Source organism: Teichococcus aerophilus (assembly GCF_014490485.1).
Taxonomy (GTDB): Bacteria; Pseudomonadota; Alphaproteobacteria; order Acetobacterales; family Acetobacteraceae; genus Pseudoroseomonas; species Pseudoroseomonas aerophila.
Genome location: NZ_JACTVA010000001.1, coordinates 1 through 21,620, shown reverse-complemented (window position 1 = coordinate 21,620; position 21,620 = coordinate 1). Strand labels below are relative to the sequence as shown.

20 protein-coding genes are annotated in these 21,620 nt (G+C 67.6%); 9 read left to right on the top strand and 11 right to left on the bottom strand.

Features of this window, described 5'->3' with window-relative positions; all coding sequences use genetic code 11:
* Positions 1 to 137 precede the first annotated feature (137 nt).
* From IBL26_RS00100 to IBL26_RS00080, 5 genes are all read left to right on the top strand, one after another.
* Entirely contained in the window at positions 138 to 2,864 is a 2,727-nt protein-coding gene (locus tag IBL26_RS00100; protein WP_187782403.1) for a sensor histidine kinase, read from the top strand.
* 332 nt (positions 2,865 to 3,196) lie between these two features.
* Positions 3,197 to 4,603, top strand: a complete 1,407-nt coding sequence (locus IBL26_RS00095) for a DUF1254 domain-containing protein (RefSeq protein ID WP_187782402.1) — start codon at positions 3,197 to 3,199, stop codon at positions 4,601 to 4,603.
* 16 nt (positions 4,604 to 4,619) lie between these two features.
* A complete protein-coding gene (locus IBL26_RS00090; RefSeq protein ID WP_187782401.1) occupies positions 4,620 to 6,122 on the top strand; it encodes a DUF1254 domain-containing protein in 1,503 nt (500 codons plus the stop codon).
* Positions 6,119 to 6,295, top strand: coding sequence for a hypothetical protein (locus IBL26_RS00085; protein ID WP_187782400.1), 177 nt, complete (start codon positions 6,119 to 6,121; stop codon positions 6,293 to 6,295). Before IBL26_RS00090 ends, IBL26_RS00085 begins: the two co-directional genes overlap by 4 nt.
* A gap of 181 nt (positions 6,296 to 6,476) precedes the next feature.
* Complete coding sequence (locus IBL26_RS00080; protein ID WP_187782399.1) at positions 6,477 to 7,718, top strand: CaiB/BaiF CoA transferase family protein; 1,242 nt, start codon at positions 6,477 to 6,479, stop codon at positions 7,716 to 7,718.
* A 228-nt stretch (positions 7,719 to 7,946) separates the two neighbouring features.
* Here IBL26_RS00080 and IBL26_RS00075 read toward each other — a convergent pair whose 3' ends face one another.
* The 5 genes from IBL26_RS00075 to IBL26_RS00055 form a co-directional block, all read right to left on the bottom strand.
* Entirely contained in the window at positions 7,947 to 8,438 is a 492-nt protein-coding gene (locus IBL26_RS00075) for a MaoC family dehydratase (protein ID WP_187782398.1), read from the bottom strand.
* Complete coding sequence (locus IBL26_RS00070; RefSeq protein ID WP_187782397.1) at positions 8,435 to 8,881, bottom strand: hypothetical protein; 447 nt, start codon at positions 8,879 to 8,881, stop codon at positions 8,435 to 8,437. The genes IBL26_RS00075 and IBL26_RS00070 overlap by 4 nt, the downstream gene beginning before the upstream one ends.
* Before the next feature lie 17 nt (positions 8,882 to 8,898).
* A complete protein-coding gene (locus IBL26_RS00065) occupies positions 8,899 to 9,672 on the bottom strand; it encodes an enoyl-CoA hydratase/isomerase family protein (RefSeq protein WP_187782396.1) in 774 nt (257 codons plus the stop codon).
* Positions 9,673 to 9,677: 5 nt separating this feature from the next.
* The gene (locus IBL26_RS00060) at positions 9,678 to 10,652 is read right to left on the bottom strand and encodes a Bug family tripartite tricarboxylate transporter substrate binding protein (RefSeq protein WP_187782395.1); all 975 of its coding nucleotides are present in this window, start codon (positions 10,650 to 10,652) and stop codon (positions 9,678 to 9,680) included.
* A gap of 124 nt (positions 10,653 to 10,776) precedes the next feature.
* Complete coding sequence (locus IBL26_RS00055; protein ID WP_187782394.1) at positions 10,777 to 11,535, bottom strand: SDR family NAD(P)-dependent oxidoreductase; 759 nt, start codon at positions 11,533 to 11,535, stop codon at positions 10,777 to 10,779.
* A gap of 112 nt (positions 11,536 to 11,647) precedes the next feature.
* Between IBL26_RS00055 and IBL26_RS00050 the strand changes: the two genes are divergently transcribed.
* The 3 genes from IBL26_RS00050 (at position 11,648) to IBL26_RS00040 (ending at position 14,950) form a co-directional block, all read left to right on the top strand.
* The gene (locus IBL26_RS00050) at positions 11,648 to 12,631 is read left to right on the top strand and encodes a LysR family transcriptional regulator (protein ID WP_367615331.1); all 984 of its coding nucleotides are present in this window, start codon (positions 11,648 to 11,650) and stop codon (positions 12,629 to 12,631) included.
* A gap of 263 nt (positions 12,632 to 12,894) precedes the next feature.
* Entirely contained in the window at positions 12,895 to 13,887 is a 993-nt protein-coding gene (locus IBL26_RS00045) for a Bug family tripartite tricarboxylate transporter substrate binding protein (RefSeq protein ID WP_187782392.1), read from the top strand.
* A gap of 109 nt (positions 13,888 to 13,996) precedes the next feature.
* Positions 13,997 to 14,950 (top strand): D-2-hydroxyacid dehydrogenase family protein, encoded by a 954-nt coding sequence (locus tag IBL26_RS00040; RefSeq protein ID WP_187782391.1) that lies wholly within the window; start codon positions 13,997 to 13,999, stop codon positions 14,948 to 14,950.
* Between the two features lie 257 nt (positions 14,951 to 15,207).
* Here the strand turns inward: IBL26_RS00040 and IBL26_RS00035 are convergent, their stop codons facing one another.
* Positions 15,208 to 15,810 carry an NADPH-dependent F420 reductase gene (locus tag IBL26_RS00035; protein WP_187782390.1) on the bottom strand — a complete coding sequence of 201 codons (603 nt, stop codon included), beginning with the start codon at positions 15,808 to 15,810 and terminating at the stop codon, positions 15,208 to 15,210.
* Between the two features lie 61 nt (positions 15,811 to 15,871).
* Positions 15,872 to 16,606: an SDR family NAD(P)-dependent oxidoreductase gene (locus tag IBL26_RS00030; RefSeq protein ID WP_187782389.1), complete on the bottom strand. Its 735-nt coding sequence runs from the start codon at positions 16,604 to 16,606 to the stop codon at positions 15,872 to 15,874.
* Between the two features lie 226 nt (positions 16,607 to 16,832).
* Between IBL26_RS00030 and IBL26_RS00025 the strand changes: the two genes are divergently transcribed.
* On the top strand, positions 16,833 to 17,729 hold the full coding sequence (locus tag IBL26_RS00025) for a LysR family transcriptional regulator (RefSeq protein WP_187782388.1): 897 nt from the start codon (positions 16,833 to 16,835) through the stop codon (positions 17,727 to 17,729).
* A gap of 276 nt (positions 17,730 to 18,005) precedes the next feature.
* On the opposite strand, the gene IBL26_RS00020 is transcribed toward IBL26_RS00025, so the two are convergent.
* From IBL26_RS00020 to IBL26_RS00005, 4 genes are all read right to left on the bottom strand, one after another.
* A complete protein-coding gene (locus IBL26_RS00020) occupies positions 18,006 to 19,541 on the bottom strand; it encodes an ABC transporter substrate-binding protein (RefSeq protein WP_187782387.1) in 1,536 nt (511 codons plus the stop codon).
* 33 nt (positions 19,542 to 19,574) lie between these two features.
* Positions 19,575 to 20,411 (bottom strand): ABC transporter permease, encoded by an 837-nt coding sequence (locus IBL26_RS00015; RefSeq protein WP_187782386.1) that lies wholly within the window; start codon positions 20,409 to 20,411, stop codon positions 19,575 to 19,577.
* On the bottom strand, positions 20,408 to 21,352 hold the full coding sequence (locus IBL26_RS00010; RefSeq protein ID WP_187782385.1) for an ABC transporter permease: 945 nt from the start codon (positions 21,350 to 21,352) through the stop codon (positions 20,408 to 20,410). Before IBL26_RS00010 ends, IBL26_RS00015 begins: the two co-directional genes overlap by 4 nt.
* Positions 21,343 to 21,620 (bottom strand): oligopeptide/dipeptide ABC transporter ATP-binding protein (locus IBL26_RS00005; RefSeq protein WP_367615330.1); only part of this gene is annotated, 278 nt, incomplete at its 5' end. The genes IBL26_RS00010 and IBL26_RS00005, both read right to left, overlap by 10 nt.

Here is a 21,620-nt window from a genome sequence, read left to right as displayed (position 1 = left end):
GTACTCCTGGTAGAGATGTCCTGTAGAACACAACCGGCAGTATAGGTAGGTCAATCTGGAGGTCGCAGATGCCGATCGGGATGCGAGTGGGCAGAACCGGATTTGCGCCCCCTTTCGCGGTCAGGCTGCGCCTGTACATGGCCGCTGCGCTGCTGGTTGTCGGCGTCGCCCTGTCCGCCGAAGCTATCAACAGGGTCCTCACCAGGACGTCCGAGCATCGGCGCGACGCGGTGGAACTGGCCCGCGCGATGAGCATGGTGACCGATCGTGAAGCGGCGGTGGCCATAGCCCGATTGACGACCCTAGCAGCGCTTCCCTGCCTGCGAGAGGAAGATTTCGCGGCGCTGCACACTCAGTTGCAGGCGACGGCACGCCCACCCGGCAACTGGTTCCTGCTCTACGACGACACGGGGCAGATTGTCGTCGATACCCTTCACCCGTTCGGGATGTCTCCGGCGCATCTGTCCCGCAATCGAACGGGCATGATGGCATCCGCACCGGATTTTCTGGCCACAGGGTCGGCTGGAGGCGGTGGCCGGATGCTTTGGTTCCCACCCGGCAGCGGCCCGGAACTCGGTGCCCAGGTCCGGGTGACGGCCGCCAACGGACGCCACTACGGCCTGGTGGAGGTCATCCAGGTCGGGCACCTCACCGACATCCTGAAATCGCTCGGCGAGGACACCCCATGGACGTTGGGTTTTGCCGACCGTGGCGGCCGCATCATCGCCGCACAGCCCACCGGCAGCCTGGATATCATCCACGCCGGTCCCGAGCAGGAAGGAACCATCCTGGTCAAGCCTGGTTGGACGACCACGCGGCGCATGGCGTTTCACCGCTCCGCGCTGACGGAGGGGACCGCTGTCGTCCGTTTCGTCGAGTCGGACCCAATCCTGATCTCCGCCGGCTATGTGGTCGGCATCATCGCGTTCATGCTCGCCCTCGCCAAGGTCATGGACAGCACCATCAGGCACCTGCGGGCCGACATTGCCCGTCCGGTCCGGAAGTTGGAGAGCGCCCTGCGGTTCGCATCCTTCCGCCGCAGCGACGCCGAGGCGCGCCTGGCCGGCTTCTGGGATCACGCGGAGGACGGCCTGCTGATCGCCCACGCCAATCGGGATGGCAACGTGGCCCTTGTGGCGGCGAACCCGGCCTTCTGGCGCATCGCAGGCCGGCCAGAGCCCCCCGAGACGGCCGACTGGATGGCGCTTGCCGCCCAGGAAGCTGCCGCCTTGCGGGCCGGCATCCGCCGCTGTGGCTGGGAAGGTGGCAGCGCCACGTTCATCCAGTCCTTCGGTGCCGCAGGCCACCTGCGGCAGTGCGAAGTACGGCTGACAGCCTCGGGTGCTCCTCACGGCACGCCCTCGCCGGTTCGCAGGGTCTTTGGCATCGTACGCGACGTCACGCAGCAGACACGCAGTGACGCCGCCCTGGCGGAAAGCCGCGGTCAGCTCCGGCAGGCACGCTCCGTTGCCGGTATCGTGCCCTGGCGATGGACATCCGGCATGGGTGACCTCGAATGGCTCGACCAGCCAGACGGGGAACCGCAGGGGACCATCCCGTTGCCGGGCATGCGGTCCGTTCACCCGGCGGACCGGGATGCCATGCTGCTTGAGCTGAACAGCGCGCTGCGAAGCGGCAGGGCGGCGCATTTCGAAATTCGTATCTGCGACGGCACGAGTGCGTTGCGCTTCTATGTCGGCAGCGGCGGCATCGTGCATCAGGACGGCCATCCATGCCTCACCGGCGTCCTGGTGGACCTGACGGATCGCAGAAAGACCGAGGAAGGGCGGGACCAGGCCTTCGATCTTTTCGCCAGGATCGCCGACACGACCTCCAGCGTCCTCTATATCCGCGATATCGTCGAGCAGAACCTGATCTACCTCAACCGGCGCGTCTTCGCCGTCACGGGGTATGATGCCGAAACGCTTTCAAAGATCGGCAGCCAAGGCCTGCGCCTGCTCGTTCATCCCGCCGATATCGAGCAGTTCGACCGCACCGCGGCCATGGCGTTGAGCTTGTCCGACGGTGCTGAGGCGAAGCGGGTATTCCGCCTGAAACACCACGACGGTCGCTGGCGCTGGCTTCAGGCAAGTGAAACCGTCTTTGCCCGCGACAAGGCCGGCAATGTCACGCAATTACTCGGCAGCCTACAGGATATTACCGAGGCGCGGGAGGCAAAGCAGGGCCTGCGCAAGATCAGCGCCCAGCTGCTGCACGCCCAGGACCACGAGCGGCGCCGGATTGCCCGCGACCTTCACGACAGTACGGCCCAGCTGCTGGCCGGCGCGTCCATGTCGGCGGCCAGACTACAAAGCCTGCTGGGCGACATGCCCCAGCCTGCGGAGGAAGAGCTCCGGCGCCTGGGCGACCTGGTCCAGCAAAGCCAGCGGGAGGTGAGGACGGTGTCCTACCTGCTGCACCCACCGCTGCTTGACGATGTCGGCTTCCGGGCGGCCCTGGACTGGTATGCGGGAGGGCTGATGAAGCAGACCGGCATCGCCATCCACGTCCACATCACTGACGCGATCATGGAGCAACGGCCGCCACGGGATGTCGAGATCGCCCTGTTCCGCGTGGTGCAGGAGGCGCTGTCCAACGCCATCCGGCACGCCGGCTGCGCGACAGTCTGGGTTTCCCTGCAGCCTGAGGACGAGCAGACGCTGCTGCTGATGGTGCGGGATGACGGCTGCGGGATGCGGCGGGAAGTATCGATGCACCCTGCCCATGGCCGCGCGATCACGGAGTTTGGCGTGGGCATCTTCGGCATGTCGGAGCGGATCCGCCAGTTGAATGGCAGCCTGAGCATCAATGATGCAGAAGGCGGCGGCACCATCGTCATCGCCACGGTCAAGGCGCAAGCCTGAGCCCGGCTTCCGTGAAGCTGCCTCCGTCGTTCTCCACCCCGCCCTCAGGGTTCCACCTGATACGACCCGGCTCCCGTCCAGCTTAGATTTCCTTCATGCAGTGCAGCCACGACGGCACGCAATGCAGCGGAGGGCGGCCCGCCAGTGGCAATCTACGTGATTCACCTGCCATCCGCATCACGCGGCGCCTGATGCGGCGCACCGCCGCCCGCAGCGGCGTGAAAGGCGCGCCCCTCCACCACGCACCGGGACCGATGGGTCGGCGCAACTCCGCCACCTGCCGCAGCGGCAGGCCTCAGGACGGCGATTTCGAAACGCAGGATATGGTTCGCATGCATCATACAGCTTTCTCCCGCCGCTTCCTGCTACTGGCCGGCCCGGCCGGGCTTCTGGTGCGACCAGGCGGCAGCACCGCCCAAGGGACTGTCCAAGGCGCCACACCGCAGAGCGCTACGGCGACGGCCCGGGAGGCGTGGATCTACGCCTACCCCATGATCATGAACTACAACACGATGTATCGGCAGGCCCTTGACTCGCATACGCCGGAATATGTCGGTGGCTTCAACGTCTTTCGCCACTACGCCCAGTTCTTCACACCGGAGAACCGCGACGTCGTCACCCCCAACAACGACACGCCATACTCGTGGTCCTGGCTGGACCTGCGGGCGGAGCCGGTCGTGCTCAGCGTGCCGCAGGTGGCGAAGGACCGCTACTATGTCTGCCAGTTCATCGATCTGTTCACCCACAACTTCGCCATTCTGGGCAGCCGCACCACGGGCACGGAAGCCGGAAACTTCCTGTTTGCCGGACCAGGATGGAACGGCACGTTGCCGCCCGGCATCAAGCGGGTCTACCGGACGGAGACGCAGTTCGTCGCCGCGCTGGTCCGAACCGCGCTGCATGGCCAGGACGATATCCCGGCCCTGAAGGAGATCCAGGCCGGCTATCGCCTGCGTCCGCTCAGCGCCTTCGCCAACACGGCCGCGCCACCACCACCGGCCCCAGTGAAATGGCTGCCATGGGATGAGAAGCGGGCCCTGGGCACCGATTTCGTTGCTTATCTCAACATGCTGCTGCGCTTCTATCCACGCATCCACCCCAGCGAGGCAGCGCTGTTCCAACGCTTCGGGACCATCGGCATCGGCGGTGGCAAGCCATTCGATGCCACCAGCCTGCCAGCGCCCTTGCGGAACGCCATTGCCCAGGGCGCGGCGCAGGGGGCGGCGGCGCTGCGGCAGGCCATCTCCACCACCACCTCCTCGCTCGGCCTATTCGGCACGCGGGAGGAACTGCACAACGATAACATGAAACGCGCCGTGGCGGCGGCCATGGGCCTGTACGGGCTGTCCAAGCAGGAAGCCGTCTATGTCGGCTCGGACCGGGACGCCGATGGCGCGCCGCTCACGGCCGATCACCGCTACACGCTGCGCTTCGAGAAGGGGAACTTGCCGCCGGCCTCCGTCTTCTGGTCGGCCACAGTCTACACCCTCCCCAGCCGCTTCCTCGCCGCCAACCCGATCGACCGTTACTCGCTCGGGGACCGGTCCGGGCTGAAGGCGGCGGCGGATGGCTCGGTCACGCTCTATCTGCAGAAGACGTCACCGGGCCCGGAGCTGGAGGCGAACTGGCTACCCAGCCCCGCCTCGGGCGGGTTCAACGTCGTGCTGCGCATGTACGGGCCCAGCACAGCAGTGCAGTCCGGGGATTGGAACATGCCCGCCATTGTCCGTGTCGATTGAGCAGGAGCCTGTCTACATGATGACCGTTTCCCGTCGCCTTCTCGCGCAGATCGGCCTCTCCCTGGCCGCGTTCCCCGCCGTCGCGCAGACCGCCGGCAGCGGCGCCTCGCCAAAGGATTCGCCCTTCGTGGCGCCCCCGGCGGGCGGGCTGGACACATCGATCGGGCGCCTGCGCTTCGCGCGCGGCTACCCGGACGATGCCACCACCAAGCTGCTGTTCGACAACCTGGACCTGCAGCGCGCGGTGCAGGCCTATATCTGGGCGCTGCCTCTCGTCTCGTTCGCGGAATGGCAAGACCAGCACAGGACAGTCTTCGGCGTGTCGGAGACTGACATGGTTGTGTACGAGAGCTTCAGGGACAAGCTCGGCATCCTCACCGCCAACTCCACGACGCCCTATATTCTCGGCCTGCATGACCTGGCCCGCACCGGGCCGCTGGTCATCGATCTGCCTGCCGGCGAGACCGCCGGCGGCGTCGGCGATTTCTGGCAGCGTTCGGTGGGGGATTACGGCCAGGGTGGGCCCGACCGTGGCCAGGGCGGCCGCTATCTCCTGCTCGGCCCAGGGCAGGATGATCCGCAGTCAACCGGCTATCATGTACTCCGGTCCTCCACCAACAGTGTCTTCAACGGCTTCCGCATCCTGTCGACCGACCCCGCCGCTGGCGCCGCGCTGCTGGCCCAGTACCGCCTGTATCCTTATGCCCAGCGGAACCAACCGCCGCCAACCCGCCTGATACGCCCGGAGGGCCGGGCATGGAGCGGCACGCAGCCGCGCGGCATCGCCTTCTGGAAGCGCCTTGCCGCCGTGCTGGAGGCCGAGCCGGTGCAGGAGCGCGACCGTTTCTTCATGGCCATGCTGCGGCCGCTGGGCATCCGGAAAGGCGAACCCTTCCAGCCCGATGCGCGGCAATCCGCCTTGTTGGAGCAAGGCGCGTTGCTGGGCGAAGCCACCGCGCGCGTCATGGACGTCGAGAAGCGCTTCCCCGGCGCCGTCTTCTGGGAAGGCCGAAGGTGGCACTGGCTCATGCTGTTCAATGTCAATCAGCGCCAGGATGGCTACGATGCGCTGGATGAGCGTGCAACATGGTTCTACGAGGCCGTGGGCGCCGCGGAATCGATGGCCATCCGGCAGCCTGGCCCGGGGCAGGTTTATCTGGGTGTCAACAAGGATGCAGCCGGCGACTGGTTGGATGGCGGCCGTCACTACCGCCTGCGCATCCCGGCCAATGTGCCGGCGCGACAGTTCTGGTCCGTCACGGCCTACGACCTGGAAACACGCTGCTTCATCGATACGCCGCACGAGCGCGCCGACCGCGGTTCCCGCAACACCCTGGTCAAGAATGCGGATGGGTCAATCGACCTCTCTTTCGGCCCGCGTGCGCCCTCTGGCCAGGACAGCAACTGGGTCCCGACCGCCGAGGGGCGCGGGTGGTTCGCCTATTTCCGCCTGTATTACCCGGAGGCTGCATTCTTCGCGAAGAACTGGGTTCTGCCGGATCTGGAGCGCGTTGGATGAAAGGCATCCGCCAGGATGGACTTCACCTGGCGGCGATGCCCGGCCTGAGAGGACTGCATAGCATCCTGCTGCCGCCACCCGTGCCGTTCTGGCCGGCGTCGCCGGCCTGGGGCGTGCTCGGCTTCGTCATGCAAGCGCAGCGGCGGGGAGACCGGACGGCGCTGATGCTGTAGCCCCCATGGCACACGGCAAGGTCGATGCCGGACCTGTCGTGTCCGAGCGCCGGTCGACGACGACACTGTCGAGACCGGGATGCACGGGGCCCACCATTGCAGGAAGCGGAAAGGCGCTCCTCGGCCATCGGCGGTTCTTGCGGCGCCTTCCCGGGTGTAGCCTGCATGAAAGGCGACGCACATGGGCGAGGGAAACGGACGATTGCAAAGCGTGCTCAGCGGCATCCGCGTACTGGATTTCTCCCGCATCTTTGCCGGGCCGGCAGCGACGCAGATCCTCGGCGATCTCGGCGCCGACATCATCAAGATCGAGGAGCCAGGCCACGGCGATGATGCCCGCACCTTCGGCGTGACCGCCGAGGCGATGCGCGACTTCGGTGCCAGCCCCTCCTTCCTCGCCCTCAACCGCAACAAGCGCAGCATGGTCCTCGACCTGCGCCAACAGGCGGCACGCGACGTGGCTGTGGCCATGGCGGCGCGATGCGACGTGCTGATCCATAATTTCCGCCCCGGCGGCATGGATAAATTCGGACTGGGCTACGAAGCGCTACGCGCCGCCAACCCGCGCCTGGTGTATTGCGAATTCTCCGCCTATGGCGACCGTGGACCGCTGTCCCATCTCGGCGCCAATGACGTGGCGCTGCAGGCGCATAGCGGTCTGATGAGCATCACCGGCGAGGCCGACCGCCCCGCCGTCCGCTCCGGCACCGCGGTGGTGGACCTGCATGCCAGCATGGGGCTGGTCTCCGCCATCCTGGCGGCGCTGCTGCACCGGGAACGCACCGGCCAGGGCCAGCGGGTGGAAACCTCCCTGCTGCGCAGCGGCGCGCATCTGATGAACTATTTCTACACCGAGTACTGGCAGGACGGCACCGTGCGCGGCCGCATGGGCACCGCCAATCACCTCAGCGTGCCGAACCAGGCCTTTCCGGCCACCGATGGCAGCGTCATCATCATCTCACCCGCCGACGATATGTGGCGCCGCCTCACCGTTGCGCTGGACGCCCCACATCTGGACCGCGCCGAGTTCAAGACCGCCTTCGACCGCCGCCGGAACCGCGACACGCTGATCACCGAACTGACCGCCGTCACCAGCCGGATGAGTTGTGCGGAGCTGGTTCAGCGCCTCGGTGCCGCCAAGGTCAACGTCTCCAAGGTGAACAGTGTGGGCGAAGCGGCGGATGACCCGCAGTTGGCCGCCATCGGCGCCGTGGTCGAACAACAGGTGGGCGGGCGCATGGTGAAATCGGTCGCCGCCCCCTTTGCTATGAGCGAAACGCCCACCAAGGCCAGCCGCCCACCGCCGCGCCATGGCGAGCACACCGACGAATTGCTGCGTGAGTTTGGCTACGGCGCAGAGGCGATCTCGGCGCTCAGGGCGGGCGGGGCGTTAGGGGCGGTTCCGTCTCAGGCGGCCGAGTGAAGTAAGGCCGGGGAATGAATTCCCCGGACCCCTTCTTTGTCTTCTACGAGTTTCAGATAGGCGCTTGGTGGCCAACGGCAGCACTGGATGGCGTAACCATTTTTGCCTCCGGGATGATCCGCCCGCTGCGTGCGCATGCCCCAGAAGCCCGCCGCCGCCACAGCCACCAGACTCCCAGAAAAAAGATGGGGGTCCGGGGGAATTCCTTCCCCCGGCCTTCCTCTTCCCTCAGGCACTCACCAGGAAGCGCGGCGCCCGCGCCCGCTCCGCGACAGAGCCGGTCACGCGGACACTGGCATCGCCTACGGTCAGCTTCTTGCCCTCCGCGTCCTCGCACCACAGTTCGAGCGCGTAGCGCGCGGTACCATCGGGGTCTGTCTGCACGGCGGTCACGCGTGCCACGGCGGTAATCACCACGTCCTCGAACACAGGGGCGATGTAGCGGGTGCGCAGGCTGCCGGGGGCCAGCGCGTCCTCACCGAACGCATCCATCAGCAGGGAAAGCAGCCAGTTGGTGGAAAGCATGCCGTCGGCGATGATGCCTGGCAGGCCCTGGGAGCGGGCGAATTCGTCGTCATCGTGGATGGTTGGCACGTCCTGATGCACGCGGCCATCATCGGCTTCCACGGTGGGCAGCAGGTCCACGTACCAGCGCATGCGCTCCCGCGTCATGCGGCGGGGGTGGGCACGCAGTTCCGTGCCGGGCTGCAGAGTTGTCATGACGAGGCCTCCGCGGCGGCGGGCTTGTAGGAGATGATGACGGTATCGCGGTAGGTGATCAGTGGCCGGTCATCTTCCGCCGCGCGCAGGTCGATCTCGATCTGCACATAGGTGCGGCCGCGCTTCTCGTAACGCTGGGCGACGCGTCCGGTCGCGCGCAAGGGCTGCTCGGCGAAGATCGTCTCGTGGCAGGTGGCGTCGTATTCCACGTGCACGCGGGCGGTGGGGCCGGTTCCGGCGGGGCAGGAATGGGTGTAGAGCCGCAGCTTCTGCAGATGCACCAGGGTCGGTGGCACCATCGGCCGGTCGGTATCCTGGAACCAGGGGTGGTGCATTTCGTTCCCGTGGCAGTATTCGCGCACGACGAAGGTGCTCAGCTTGAACTCGACGGGGCCCAGCATATCGCCGGTATCGAGGTCGCTGGTGTATCGGCCGGTGGCCATGGCGTGTGTTCTCTCCCTCAGCGGCCCTGGAAGGCCGGCTTGCGCTTCTCCACGAAGGCGCGCTGGGCTTCCTTCGCATCCTCGGTGCGCGACAACTCGACGGTGACGCCTTGTTCGAAGCGGTAGCCGTCGCGGAACGGCATTTCCTCCACCGTGCCAAAGGCGTGCTTGGCCTTTGCCATCGCGACAGGGCTCTTCGCGGCGATTTCGCGCGCCAACTCCAGCGCGGCGTCCATCAGCGCGGCCTGCGGCAGGCAGGCTTCGATGATGCCGCGGCGGTACAGCTCGGCGGCCGCGACGCGGCGGCCGGTGAAGAACATGGTGCGCGCGGCGGAAGGCGGGAAATGCCGCAGCAGGAACGCCGCGCCACCCGCCAGGCCGACATCCAGCTCCGGCATCTGCACCCAGGCATCCTCGGCCATCAGCAGGATGTCGCAGCAGCTCATCAACGCGAAGCCGGCGCCGATGGCGGGGCCGTTGACGGCGCAGATCACCGGCTTGGCGCAATCGGCGACGCAGTGGAAGAACTCCCGCGTCAGCCGGTTGTGGCGCAGGTAGTCGCCCGGCTGCTGCACCAGGCCCACACGTTCCTTGATATCGGCGCCGGCCGAGAAGCTCTTGCCGGCACCGGTCAGGATGACGGCGCGGATATCGTCGCGGTCGCTCAGCGTATCGAACAGCCAGAGTAGGTCCTCGCGCAGCCGGCGGTTCTGGGCGTTCACCGGGGGGCGGTCCAGCGTCACGGTGGCAATGCCATCGGCGACATGCAGTTGAAGCGTCGTCAGGTCCATGCGGCTCATTCCACCTTGGCGCCGGAAAGCTGGATCACGCGCCGCCACTTCGCGGTCTGCGTGGTGATGATCTCCTGCAGCGCCTGTGGGCTGCCGCCGGTCGGCACCATGCCCAGCTCCTGGAAGCGGGTGCGGATGCCCGGCGTCCGCAGGATGTCGTTGAAGGCGGCATTTAGCCGCTGCACCACCGGCTGCGGCACGCCGGCGGGCGCTGCTATGTAGAGCAGGGTGGAGGCCTCGTAGCCCGGCAGCGTCTCCGCTATGGCGGGGATGTCAGGGTATTCCGGCCGCCGCTCGACGGTGGAGATGCCCAGCGCGCGCAGCGAGCCCTCCCGCACCGGCTGGATCATCGCCGTGAAGCTATCCACCGCCACTTCCACCCTTCCCGCCATCAGGTCGATCAAGGCGGGGCCGGAGCCACGGTAGGGCACATGGGTCATCTCCACCCCCGCCATCACCTTGAACAGCTCCGCCGCCAGGTGGCTGGAGGAGCCTGGGCCGGTGGAGGAGAAATTGAGCGAGCCCGGCTTGGCCTTCAGATACGCCACGAGTTCCGCCACGCTCTTCGCGGGGACGGCGGGATGCACCACCAGCAGGTTCGGCAGTTCGGCCAGGTGGATGATCGGAGTGAAATCCGTCTCCGCGTTGTAGGGCAGGGACGGGTAGAGGAACGGGTTGGTCATCTGCACGCCCGGGGTGCAGATCAGGATGTTGGTGCCATCGGCGGCGGACTTGGCGACGCTGTCCGCCCCCAGGGAGCCCGCCATGCCCGGCCGGTTGTCGATGACTACGGGCGCGCCCAGCGCGCGGGAGAGGTCCTCGGTGAACAGGCGGGCGACGATGTCCGCGCCCCCGCCGGCCGCGAAGGGCACGACAAAGCGGATAGGCCGGACGCCAGGCTGTGCCAGGGCGTGGCGTGTGGCCAGGGCGGGGGCCGCCAGGGTGGCAGCGCCCAGCAGCAATGCGCGGCGGGTCGGCATGGCGTTGTCCTCCAGGGCGGCGTCGTGGGTGCGCCGTTCGGGACAAGGGCTATCACCGCTGAATCCCGCGCGGAACGCCCCTCGGCCGGTTGGCATCCTTCCGCTTCCCGCAAAGATCAGGCGTTCAGGCCATGAAGGAGCCGCCGGTGACGTCCAGGATCGCCCCGGTGACGAAGCCGGCATCGGCGGAGAGCAGGAAGGCGACGCTACCAGCGATATCCTCCGGCTGGCCGACCCGGCGCATCGGCGTGGCGTCGATGGTGCGCTGGTCCCGCGCCTCGGTATCCGCCGCGCCGCGTGTCATCGGCGTGGCGATGCGGGCGGGGGCGATGACGTTGACGGTGATGCCCTCCGGCCCCAGTTCCCCCGCCAGGCTGCGGGAAAATCCCACCAGCCCGGCCTTGGAGGCCGCATACGCGCCGCCGACGGTGGGTGAGTGCGTCCGCGCGGCGCGGGAGGCGATGTTGACGATCCGCCCGCCCCCCTGCGCCTTCAGCAGCGGAATGGCGGCACGGCTGACCAGGAACGGGCCGTTCAGGTTGACCCGCAGGACCAGGGACCAATGGTCCAGCCCCATGCTTTCCACCAGCGGTGGCGCGGCGGGGGCGATGCCGGCATTGTTCACCACCCCGTATAGCCGCCCGCCCGCCCAGGCCGAGACCGCCTGGAACAGCGCGGCGACCGAGGCTTCGTCACCCACATCCACATCAAACCCGGCGGCCGCCGCGCCCAGGCTCCTCGCCGTTTCCGCCGCCGCGCCGGGGGTGACGTCGCAGAGCGCGACCTTGTAGCCATCGTGCAGCAGCCGGGCAGCGATCGCCTGCCCCACCCCGCGCGCCGCGCCGGTTACCAGGACAGCCCTGCCCTCACCCGCCAGTGCCATGCCTGCCATCTCCTCGCTCTGGGCGGGAAGGCTAGGCAGGCGGCGGTGGCTTGCAAATGGGCGCCGGGCACGTAGTCTCTTTTCATAAAACGGAACGATGGGAGGAAATGCGGTGGAATCGCTGCGGGCGATGCGGGTCTTCGTGACCGTGGTGCAGAATGGCAGCCTGTCCTCCGCCGGGCGGCTGCTCGGCATGTCACCGGCCTCCGTCTCCCGCAACCTGCAGACGCTGGAGGAGGAGTTGGGCGCCCGCCTGGTCCACCGCACCAGCCGCCGCCTGACCCTGACCGAGGCCGGCGAGCTCTATGCCCGGCAGGCCGAGCAGATCCTGCACCAGGTGGAGGAAGCCAATGCCAGCGTCTCCAGCCTGGAATTGCAGCCGCGTGGCACGCTGCGGGTGCATTCCCGCATGCTGGTGGGGCAGCAATACATCGTGCCGGCCCTGCCCCGCTTCCTGGCGGCGCATCCGGAGGTACGGGTGGATCTCTCCCTCTCCAACACCCCGGTCGATCTGATCGAGCGGAATGTCGATGTCGATATCCGCATCGGCAAGCTGGTGGATTCCGCGCTGATGGTGCGCAAGCTGGTCAATAGCGAGCGGATCGTCTGCGCCACCCCCGGCTACCTCGCCAGCCACCCGGCGCCGCGGGAGCCGATGGACCTGATGCGGCAGAACTGCCTGACCTACCGCGTCAATATGGGCCGCACCGTCCGGCGCTTCATGGACAAGGCCGGCGGGCTGACGGAGGTGCCGGTGGATGGCACGTTCCGCACCGATAACGGCCCCGCCGTAGTGGCCGCCGCGCAATCCGGCATCGGCATTGCCTTGCTGCCTGACTGGTCGATCCACCGGGAGCTCCGCTCCGGCCAACTGGTGCGGCTCTTTCCAGAGTATACGGTCAGCTACTCGGAGTTCGAGAACGGCATCTACGCCGTGTACCTGCAAACCCGCCACATGCCCGCCAAGCTGCGCGCCTTCCTGGACTTCCTGGCGGCGCTGTTCCGGGAGGAGGTCCCGCATCCGGTGCTGCAGGAGGCCCGGGAAGATACCGTCCTTCTTTCCTGCGCAAGCCGGCTGGGCTTCAGCCGCGAATAACCCTGATGTCGAAGGCGGCCTGTGTCGCGTCCGCTCGCCGTCTTCCACCACGCCACGCCCCCAAGCGCACCCCTAACTCGAAAAAAAGAAGGGGCCCGGGAAATTCCTTCCCCTGCCTTTCCCCCGTCCCCATCGTTCCGATTACCGGAAGGATGATGTGCGTTCTGCGCGGTTTTCGTACGGACGCCTGGTGGCTAGCTTTGCGGCACAGCGCCTGCGCGCCACGGCTGGCAAAGACCGGCCCCGATAGGAAGGAACGATCCATGCGGATGAACCGCCGTGCGTTTTCGCGCGCGATGATGCTGGGGCTTGGTAGCGCGGCCCTCCCGCTGGCCGCCACGCGTGGGGCGCTGGCGCAGGGCTTCCCGGATCGTCCGCTGCGGCTGGTGGTGCCCTACCCGCCGGGTGGTTCAACCGACCCCGTGGCGCGGCTGCTGGCCTCGGAAATGCAGGCGCTGCTGGGGCAGGCGATGATCGTGGAGAACCGCTCCGGCGCCGCCGGCGCCATCGGGACGGAGAACGTGGCGCGCGCGGCGCCGGATGGCTACTCGCTGCTGCTGCACACCACGGCCATCGCGACCGAGCCGTCGTTGAAATCCAACCTGCCCTACAAGCTGATGACGGATTTGCAGCCACTGACGGAAGCGGTGCGCGGGTCCTACCTGCTGGTCACCAACCCGCGCCTGCCGGCCACCGACGTGGCGGGGTTGATCGCCTATGGCCGGGCCAATCCGGGCAAGCTGCTGTATGGCTCGGCCGGCACCGGTTCCTCCGGTCACCTCATCGGCGCGATGTTCGCGCAACAGGCGGGGATCGAGGCGACGCATGTGCCCTATCGAGGCGGTGGGCCGGCCGTGACGGCGCTGCTGGCGAACGAGATCCAGTTCGTGTTCGACACTGTGCAGACCTCCCGCCCCCTGGTGCTGGACGGGCAACTGCGCGGCCTGGCGGTGACGGGCGACGAGCGCTCCCCCCTGCTGCCCCAGGTGCCGACGGCGCGCGAGAGCGGCCTGCCGGAATTCACCGTCGACTACTGGCTGGGCATCTTCGCCCCCGCGAGGACGCCGGACCCGGTGGTACAGCGCATCGCCGCCGCCTTCCGCGACGCATTGGCCCTGCCGAATGTGCGGGAGCGTCTGGCCGGCCTCGGCCTGACGCCGGTGGGCAGTACGCCGGAAGCCTTCACCAAGACGGTGCAGGAAGACATGGATTCCTGGCGCACCGTCATCCAGCGGGCCAAGATCACGCTGGACTAGAGCGAGGTGCGTAGACGCATCACGCTCTCCGTCCGTAGTTGTTCGCGTGATTCAGGCTTCTCGGTGATCCAGCCTCAAGCCATCACGTTCTAAGAGGAGCCTTGGCGTGATGCGGATCGCGGTTCTCGACGACTACCAGCAGGTGGGGCGCGGCCTGGCCGACTGGGCCAGCCTGGGGCCGGACGTGCAGGTGAATTTCCTGGCCCAGCCACTGGGCGGGGTGGAAGCTGCCGCCGCGGCGCTGGCGGGTTACGACGTGATCTGCCTGATCCGCGAACGGCAGCCGGTGCCAGCGGCGCTGATCCAACAACTGCCACAGCTGAAGCTGATCGTGGTGACCGGCGCCCAGAACCGGACGCTGGACCTGGACGCCGCGCGCGCGGCGGGCATCCGCGTCTGCCACACGCGCGGCGGCGAATCCCTGCATGCGACAACCGAGCTGGCCTGGGCGCTGATCCTGGCCGCGCTGCGCCACCTGCCGCTGGAGGACAGGCGGATGCGCCAGGGCCTGTGGCAGGGCACGGTGGGGCGCACGTTGCATGGGCGGACGCTGGGCCTGCTGGGGCTGGGCCGCCTGGGCGGGCGCATGGCGGAAGTGGCCAAGGTGTTTGGCCTGGACGTCATCGCCTGGAGCGCCAACCTGACCGATGAGCGCTGCGCCGAAGTCGGCGCCCGCCGCGTGGAGCGGGAGGCGCTGTTCCGGCAATCCGATATCGTCAGCCTGCACCTGGTGTTGTCCGAGCGGACACGCGGCATCGTCGGCGCGGCGGAGCTGGCGTTGATGCGGCCGGATGCCATCCTGATCAATACATCACGTGGCCCGCTGGTGGATGAGGCGGCATTGGTACAGGCGCTGCAGGACAAGCGGATCGGCGCGGCCGGGCTGGATGTTTACGACATCGAGCCACTGCCGGCGGAGCATCCCTTGCGCCGCCTCGACAACGCCGTGCTCAGCCCGCATCTGGGCTACGTCACCCAGGGCACCTACGACATGTTCTTCACCGACATGGTGGAGAATATCGCTGCGTGGCAGCAGGGGGCACCGATCCGCATCCTGGCCTGAGCAACCTGCGGAACACAGGGCGCGGGTGGCTGGATCGGTTTCGGGACAGCGCCCATATGCAGGGCGCCGTTTTGCGCCGCCGCGATTCCTCGCACAGGGCGATCCATGAGGGGTCCTCGGCGACCGGTGCCAGCGGGCCATCCCGGTCACCGCCCCCAGTCGTGGCGACGAAACCCTTCACGGTGTGAGTGCCCTTCGGCACTCATCACCATGTCGCCGATCCGTGCATCGCGGCCCTGCCGGACGGCAGATCGCCGTCATCGGTCGAACTTGACCAGATCCTTGAAGACCAGATGACCCCAGCTGTTTCCGCGCGCCTGGACCAGCAGCCCGCCTTCCGACAGTCCGCCCAGCTTGATCGGCGAGAAGCCAAGCCTTTCCGCGAGCGTGGCAATCTCCGCCACGGCGGCATCATCGTCGCTCGCCAGGAACACAGCTCTCGCGCCGCCCTGCACGGCCGGATCCTGGCCAAGGGTGGCAGCGATCAAATGGTTGAAGCCTTTCACCAGCCTCGCACCAGCGAAAGCCTGCGCGATGAACCTGGAGGATGGTTGTCCTCCCAGCTTATCAGGAGGCACGCCGTAGGCATTGGTTACGTCGACAATGGTCTTTCCCTGCCAGCTGGGCAGCACCTTCGCGACATCCGGATGAGACTCGAAACGGACAGCCAGAAAAACGATGTCCGCCTTGACCGCATCCGCCAGCTTTGCGGGAATGACCGTGGGCCCGATCGCAGCCGCATCGGATGCGAAGCTTTCCGGGTCTCGCGTGGTTGCGACGGATACCTCGATGCCTTTGCGGGCAAACGCCTTGGCCAGGGCCTTGCCGAGATTGCCGAAGCCGATAATTGCGTAGCTCATATGAAGTGTCCTTTATTGACCACGCACGGCCGGCTCCAACGAAGCTCACCGTGCGAGCGCGTCAGAGTTGGGCCAGGCCGCCATCGACCGCGACTTCGCTGGCGGTCATGAAGCTGCTATCCGGCGAAGCGAGGAAGGCGGCGACGGCGCCGATCTCCTCCGGATCGGCCATGCGCTGGAGCGGAGTCATCGCGCCGTAGGCCTTCTGGCCCTCCTCACCCAGGGCTTCCTTCGCAAGTTCGGTCGCCGTCGCGCCAGGTGACAGCACATTGACCCGAATGCCGGTGCCCTTCAGATCCTCCGCCCAGCTTCGCGCGAGGTTGCGCACCGCCGCCTTGCTCGCGCTGTACGCGGTTAATGCCGGGGCGCCTGTGGTGCCGGCACTCGATCCGGTCAGGATGATCGAGCCGCCCGGCCCCATCAACGGCAGCGCCTTCTGGACCGTAAAGATGGTGCCCTTCACATTGGTATCGAAGGTATCGTCAATATGCGCCGCGGTGATCTGGCCGAGCGCAAGCGGGCTACCCGCCCCGGCATTGGCGAAGACGATGTCGAGGCTTCCGCGCTCGGCCTTCACCGCCGCGTAGAGGCGGTCGAGGTCAGCCTCGTCCGAGACCGAGCCCTTCACCGCGCGAATGTTGGGGCCAAGATCGGCGACCGTTGCATCGAGCACCTCCTGCCGCCGGCCGAAGATGAAGACGAATGCGCCCTCATCGATGAACCGCCTCGCTGCGGCGCGCCCGATGCCGGTACCGCCGCCTGTTACGACAGCGGTCTTTCCACTCAATCTGCCCATGTGGTCCATCCTTCGTTGCGCCATTCGGGTCTCTGGCTGTGCAGGAACATCCCCGAGAGCCCCAAGATGGGCTCGCCGACATGGGGCGTGAGTGCGGGGCCGCGCATATCGGTGGTGCGAAAATCATCCGGCCGGATGATTGAAGGCCGCGGCAATCCGCCGCACGTCAGTGCAGCCTGCTAGAAGGAGCCGCTGGAAGGCACAACTGGCGGCGCGGGAATGCACCATGATCGACTGGGATGACATTCGCTACTTTCTCGCCGCCGCGCGCGGCGGCTCAGTACGGGCCGCCGCCGGCCGCCTGGGTGTGAACCATTCGACCGTGCTTCGGCGCATCGCCCAGCTTGAGGAGCGCCTCGGGGCGCAGATGTTCGAGAAGCTGCCGTCCGGCTACCGCCTTACGGCCGCGGGCACGGAGGTGCTGGAGCTCGCGGAGCAGATGGAGGCGTCGTCGCACCAGTTGGAAACCCGCGTCTTCGGGCGCGATCGCAGCGTCCGTGGGCTTCTGCGGGTGACGCTGACACCGATCCTGGCGGCACACCTGCTCATGCCGGACTTCGCCGACTTCGCGCGCCTGCACCCGGAGATCGAGATGGAGATCCTGTCGTCCGGCGAGTTGGCGAACCTGACCAACCGGGAGGCCGACGTGGCGATCCGCGTCGTCTACGACCGCAAAACCCTGCCGCTCAATCTGCACGGCCTGAAGGGGCCGGAGCTGTTCGGCGGCGTCTATATGTCCCGGGATCGTCTAGCCGCGTGGCGTGCGGGCTCGCCTGATCCCATCCGTTGGATCGTCATCAGCATGCATGGCATTCCGGCCTGGGCCAGCGAGGGTGAGGTCCGTACCACGGGAGTTCCCTTTAGGACCACGGATGCCGCGGCGCAGATTGCTGCTGTACGGCAAGGGCTCGGGATCACGACACTGCCGTGCTTCATCGGCGATTCCGACCCCCTGCTGGTGAGGGTGCCAGGCACCGACCTGCATATGTACGGAACGGTCTGGCTTCTCACCCAGGGAGAGACACGCAAGACGGAGCGTGTCCGGCTGTTCACTGAGTTCATGGCCCGCAAGCTCTCCGTGCACGCACCATTGTTCGCGGGGCTGTCCCTATCGCGCGATTGACGCCCGCCAGGTTGACGACCTGACCGGCGTCGCGAAAGCGGCCATGCCTCCAGGCTATCCGACTGGAGATCAAGCCGGCGCCCATCACCTCCGGCCCGATCCCACCCTCAGTTCACGTTGGATCGCGCCTCTTGCCGCTGTGTCCACGATGCGGATGCTGCCCGTCTCCGGCGAGGCGCGATCCCGGCGTGACGGGTCCTCTCGGCGCCGCCGCGCATGTCACGAACCGCGTGTCGCCGCAGCAGCATCCGCTACAGCTTTGGCCGATGAGGGCATCTAGGTCATCCTGGCGCCATACAGGCGCAACACCGCATCCGGATACTGCGTCCATTGCAGCTTTGCCTGCGACGCCTGGATAATGGCGTCGAAATGCACGAACAGCATGGCGCAATCCTCTGTCACCATGCCCTGCGCCTTCTTGTACAGGGCGGCGCGCTCCCCCTGGTCGCTGAGCGAGCGCGCCCGGTTCAGGAGCGCCGTCAGCTCCGCATTGTCGTAACCGGCGAAGTTGTTGGGGCCGCCCTGGGTGAAGTAGGCGTACATGTTGCCATCCGGGTCATAGCGGCCAGACCACGGTGCCATGCACAGGTCGAAATCCCGTTGACGCAGCACGGTGATCAGACTGGTGGGGTCAATCTGTCGCAGCTCCACCTTGAAGCCGGCGGCGCCAGCCTGGGCTTGCAGGATCTGCGCGATGCGCACCATGGCGGGCGAGTTGGTGACGGTGATCGTCACCGGCACGGGCGCACTGGCACCCGCCTCCTTCAGCAGCGCCTGTGCCCTGGCCGGGTTGTTGCCGCGGTTGGGCAGGGAGGCATCGAAAGCCCAGGGCACGGCGGGGGAAAGCGGGCCGTGAGCCGGGCGCCCCGTGTTGAAGTAGACCACACGCTGGACAACTTCGGGGTCCACCGCGGCCGTGAATGCCTGCCGCACGCGTACGTCGTTGAAAGGCGGCCGTGTACAGTTGAAGGCGAAGGCGTTGAAGCCCAGGCTCGGCATCTGCGATACGCGCAGCGCGGCTTCGCGCGCCAGGCCCGAGACAGCCTGCGGCGGCAGCGCATCAATCAGTTGCAGCGTACCGCTCCGCAGGTTGGCCAACCGCACCGTCTCATCCGGCAACGGGCGGAACAGCAGGCGGTCGAAATTCGCTGGTGCGCCCTGCCAGTAACCATCGAACTTTTCCAGGACCAGCTCGGAGTTCTTGGTCCAACTCGCGAGCTTCCAGGGGCCGCAGCCCACGGCGCGCGCGGCGAAATCGGCGCCCAGCGCCTTTACCGCCGTGGGCGAAACCATCATGCCCGCGCGGTTGGTCAGCACCAGCGGCAGCGGCGCGTAAGGTGCGGAGAGCTTGATCTCGAAGCTCAGAGGCGCGGTCACGCTCACGCCGGAAACAGGGCCGAAATCGGAACGGCGGATGGAGCCCACGGCCGGGTCCAGGTAGCGGTCGATATTCGCCTTGGCGGCGGCGGCATCCAGCACGGTGCCGTCATGGAAGGTCAGGTTCGGCTTCAGGGTGAAGACGTAGGTCAGCGGGTCCGGCTGCGTGAAGCTGGCGAGGCCGGGGGAGATGCTGCCATCGGGCGCCGCGACCAGCAGCGTCTCGTGCAGGTTGTACAGTACCTGGTTCTCGAAGAAGGAGCCGGAGAAGGCCGGGTCCAGCGTCACCGGATCGGCCACCACCCCGATCGAGAGCGTGCGGGCGGCAGCGCCCTGCGCCATGCCGCGCGTGGCCGAGAGCAAGGCTGGCAGGCCGACGGCACCAGCCAGCAAGGTGCGGCGGCCGAGGGCGCCACGATCAGTCACGGTGTTCATGCGCAGGCTCCGACGAGAGGGTTGAAGGGGTGTTCAGTCGCGCGGGTCCAGCCGGTCCCGCAGCCCGTCGCCCAGCAGATTGAAGCCGAGCACGGTGAGGAAGATGGCGAGGCCGGGAAACCAGGCGAGCCAGGGTGCCTGGTCGAGGAAGCCGATGGCGTCGCGCAGCATGTTGCCCCAGCTCGGCGTCGGCGGCTGTACGCCGAGGCCGAGGAAGGACAGGTAGGATTCGGTGATGATCGAGGCCGCCAGCAGCACCGAGGCCTGCACCAGGATGGGCGAGAGTGCATTGGGCAGCACCGCGCGCCACAGGATGGTAAGCGGCGCGAAGCCCAGCGCGCGCTGCGCTTTGACGTAATCCAGCTCCCGAAGCGCCAGCGCCTGGCCGCGCGCGACCCGCGCCAGTACCGGCAGGTTGACCACCGCGATGGCAATGACGGTGTTGGTGACCGAGGCGCCGAGGGCCGCCGTGATGCCCAGCGCCAGCAGGATGCCGGGGAAGGCCAGCAGCACATCCATCAGCCGCATCAGCACCATGTCCACCCAGCCGCCGAAGAAGCCGGCCACCAGCCCGATGGTGCCGCCCAGCAGCAGCGCGGCGCCGACGCTGCACAGCCCCACCAGCAGCGACACCCGCGCCCCGGCCAGGATGCGGGAGAGCGTGTCCCGCCCCAGATCGTCGGTGCCCAGCCAGTGCGTGGCATCCGGCGCGGCGAGGGTGGCCATGAAGTCTGGCGTCTCGGCGCCCGGCAACAGCGGGGCGGCGAGCGCACCCAGCAGCACGAGCGCAACCAGCCCCAGCCCCAGCGCCGCGCGCGGGTCCCGCAACAGGCGCAGCCACAGCGGTGCCCGCATGGCGATCGCGCTCATCGGCGGCTCCTCAGGCGGGGGTCGAGGACGGTGTAAAGCAGGTCGGTGCCCAGATTGATCAGCACGAACAGCGTGGCTGTGACCAGGATGGTGCCCTGCACGACCGGGAAGTCCCGCGCGAAGATGGCATCCACCGTCAGCTTGCCGATGCCGGGCCAGGAGAACACGCTCTCCGTCACCACTACGCCGCCCATGAGCTGGCCAAGTTGCAGGCCGACCAGCGTGACCACCGGCATCAGCGCGTTCCGCAAGGCGTGGCGCCACACTACGCGGCGGCCGGGCAGGCCCTTGGCGCGGGCGGTGCGGATGTAGTCGGCCGAGAGGATCTCGATCATCGTCGCCCGCGTCATCCGCATGGTGGCGGCGGCCATGGCTGCGCCGAGCGTCAGCGCCGGCAAGGCCAAGTGGCGCAGCGCCTCCCACGGATCGGCCAGGAAGGGCACGTGGCCCGAGGATGGCAGCAGCGGCAGGGCGATGGAGAAGCCCATGATCAGCAGGATACCCAGCCAGAAGCTGGGCAACGACAAACCGCACAGCGCGATCAGGGACGCAGCGAAATCCGATGGCCCGTTGCGCCGCGTGGCGGCGACCACACCCGCCGGAATGGCGATGAGCAGGGAGACGACCAGCGCCGCTAATGCCAGTTGCAGGGTGGGCAGCAGGGCGGAGCCGATCATCGCCGTCACCGGCCGCCCGGTCTGGATGGAGCGGCCGAGATCACCTTGCAGCACCTGCCAGAACCAGGCGAGGAAGCGCAGCGGTAACGGGTCGTCCAGCGCGTATCTGGCGCGCAGGGCGGCGATGGCGATGGGGTCGGCCTCCAGCCCCAGCATCGCCGTCACCGGGTCCCCGGGCACGGCGGCGAGCAGCAGGAAGGACAGCACGCACAGCCCGAACAACACGGGCAGCAGCGCCAGGATGCGGCCGGCGATCATGCGCATGGCGGGGTGGCTCCGATCCGCGCTTGGTCCCGCGCCGCGCGGTAGGCGGCGATGCGCGCGGCCAGGGCCGGCGGCGTGGCACCGGCTTCCGCGAGCAGGGTGAAGGGCGGCAGGGATTCCGCGAAATGGCAGGCGCTGGCGTGGCATTGGGCGATGCCGCGCAAGGCCGGCTGCGGCTCCTGCCGGCACAGCTCGCGCGCCGAGGGGCAGCGGGCGGCGAAGCGGCAGCCGGGCGGCGGCGCAGCCGGGTTGGGCGGCTCGCCCGCCA

Bases quoted from the DNA above. Each gene is read 5' to 3' on its own strand.
- IBL26_RS00100 (WP_187782403.1), top strand. From the start codon at position 138: ATGGCCGCTGCGCTGCTGGTTGTCGGCGTCGCCCTGTCCGCCGAAGCT.
- IBL26_RS00095 (WP_187782402.1), top strand. From the start codon at position 3,197: ATGCATCATACAGCTTTCTCCCGCCGCTTCCTGCTACTGGCCGGCCCG.
- IBL26_RS00090 (WP_187782401.1), top strand. From the start codon at position 4,620: ATGATGACCGTTTCCCGTCGCCTTCTCGCGCAGATCGGCCTCTCCCTG.
- IBL26_RS00085 (WP_187782400.1), top strand. From the start codon at position 6,119: ATGAAAGGCATCCGCCAGGATGGACTTCACCTGGCGGCGATGCCCGGC.
- IBL26_RS00080 (WP_187782399.1), top strand. From the start codon at position 6,477: ATGGGCGAGGGAAACGGACGATTGCAAAGCGTGCTCAGCGGCATCCGC.
- IBL26_RS00075 (WP_187782398.1), bottom strand. From the start codon at position 8,438: ATGACAACTCTGCAGCCCGGCACGGAACTGCGTGCCCACCCCCGCCGC.
- IBL26_RS00070 (WP_187782397.1), bottom strand. From the start codon at position 8,881: ATGGCCACCGGCCGATACACCAGCGACCTCGATACCGGCGATATGCTG.
- IBL26_RS00065 (WP_187782396.1), bottom strand. From the start codon at position 9,672: ATGGACCTGACGACGCTTCAACTGCATGTCGCCGATGGCATTGCCACC.
- IBL26_RS00060 (WP_187782395.1), bottom strand. From the start codon at position 10,652: ATGCCGACCCGCCGCGCATTGCTGCTGGGCGCTGCCACCCTGGCGGCC.
- IBL26_RS00055 (WP_187782394.1), bottom strand. From the start codon at position 11,535: ATGGCACTGGCGGGTGAGGGCAGGGCTGTCCTGGTAACCGGCGCGGCG.
- IBL26_RS00045 (WP_187782392.1), top strand. From the start codon at position 12,895: ATGCGGATGAACCGCCGTGCGTTTTCGCGCGCGATGATGCTGGGGCTT.
- IBL26_RS00040 (WP_187782391.1), top strand. From the start codon at position 13,997: ATGCGGATCGCGGTTCTCGACGACTACCAGCAGGTGGGGCGCGGCCTG.
- IBL26_RS00035 (WP_187782390.1), bottom strand. From the start codon at position 15,810: ATGAGCTACGCAATTATCGGCTTCGGCAATCTCGGCAAGGCCCTGGCC.
- IBL26_RS00030 (WP_187782389.1), bottom strand. From the start codon at position 16,606: ATGGGCAGATTGAGTGGAAAGACCGCTGTCGTAACAGGCGGCGGTACC.
- IBL26_RS00025 (WP_187782388.1), top strand. From the start codon at position 16,833: ATGATCGACTGGGATGACATTCGCTACTTTCTCGCCGCCGCGCGCGGC.
- IBL26_RS00020 (WP_187782387.1), bottom strand. From the start codon at position 19,541: ATGAACACCGTGACTGATCGTGGCGCCCTCGGCCGCCGCACCTTGCTG.
- IBL26_RS00015 (WP_187782386.1), bottom strand. From the start codon at position 20,411: ATGAGCGCGATCGCCATGCGGGCACCGCTGTGGCTGCGCCTGTTGCGG.
- IBL26_RS00010 (WP_187782385.1), bottom strand. From the start codon at position 21,352: ATGCGCATGATCGCCGGCCGCATCCTGGCGCTGCTGCCCGTGTTGTTC.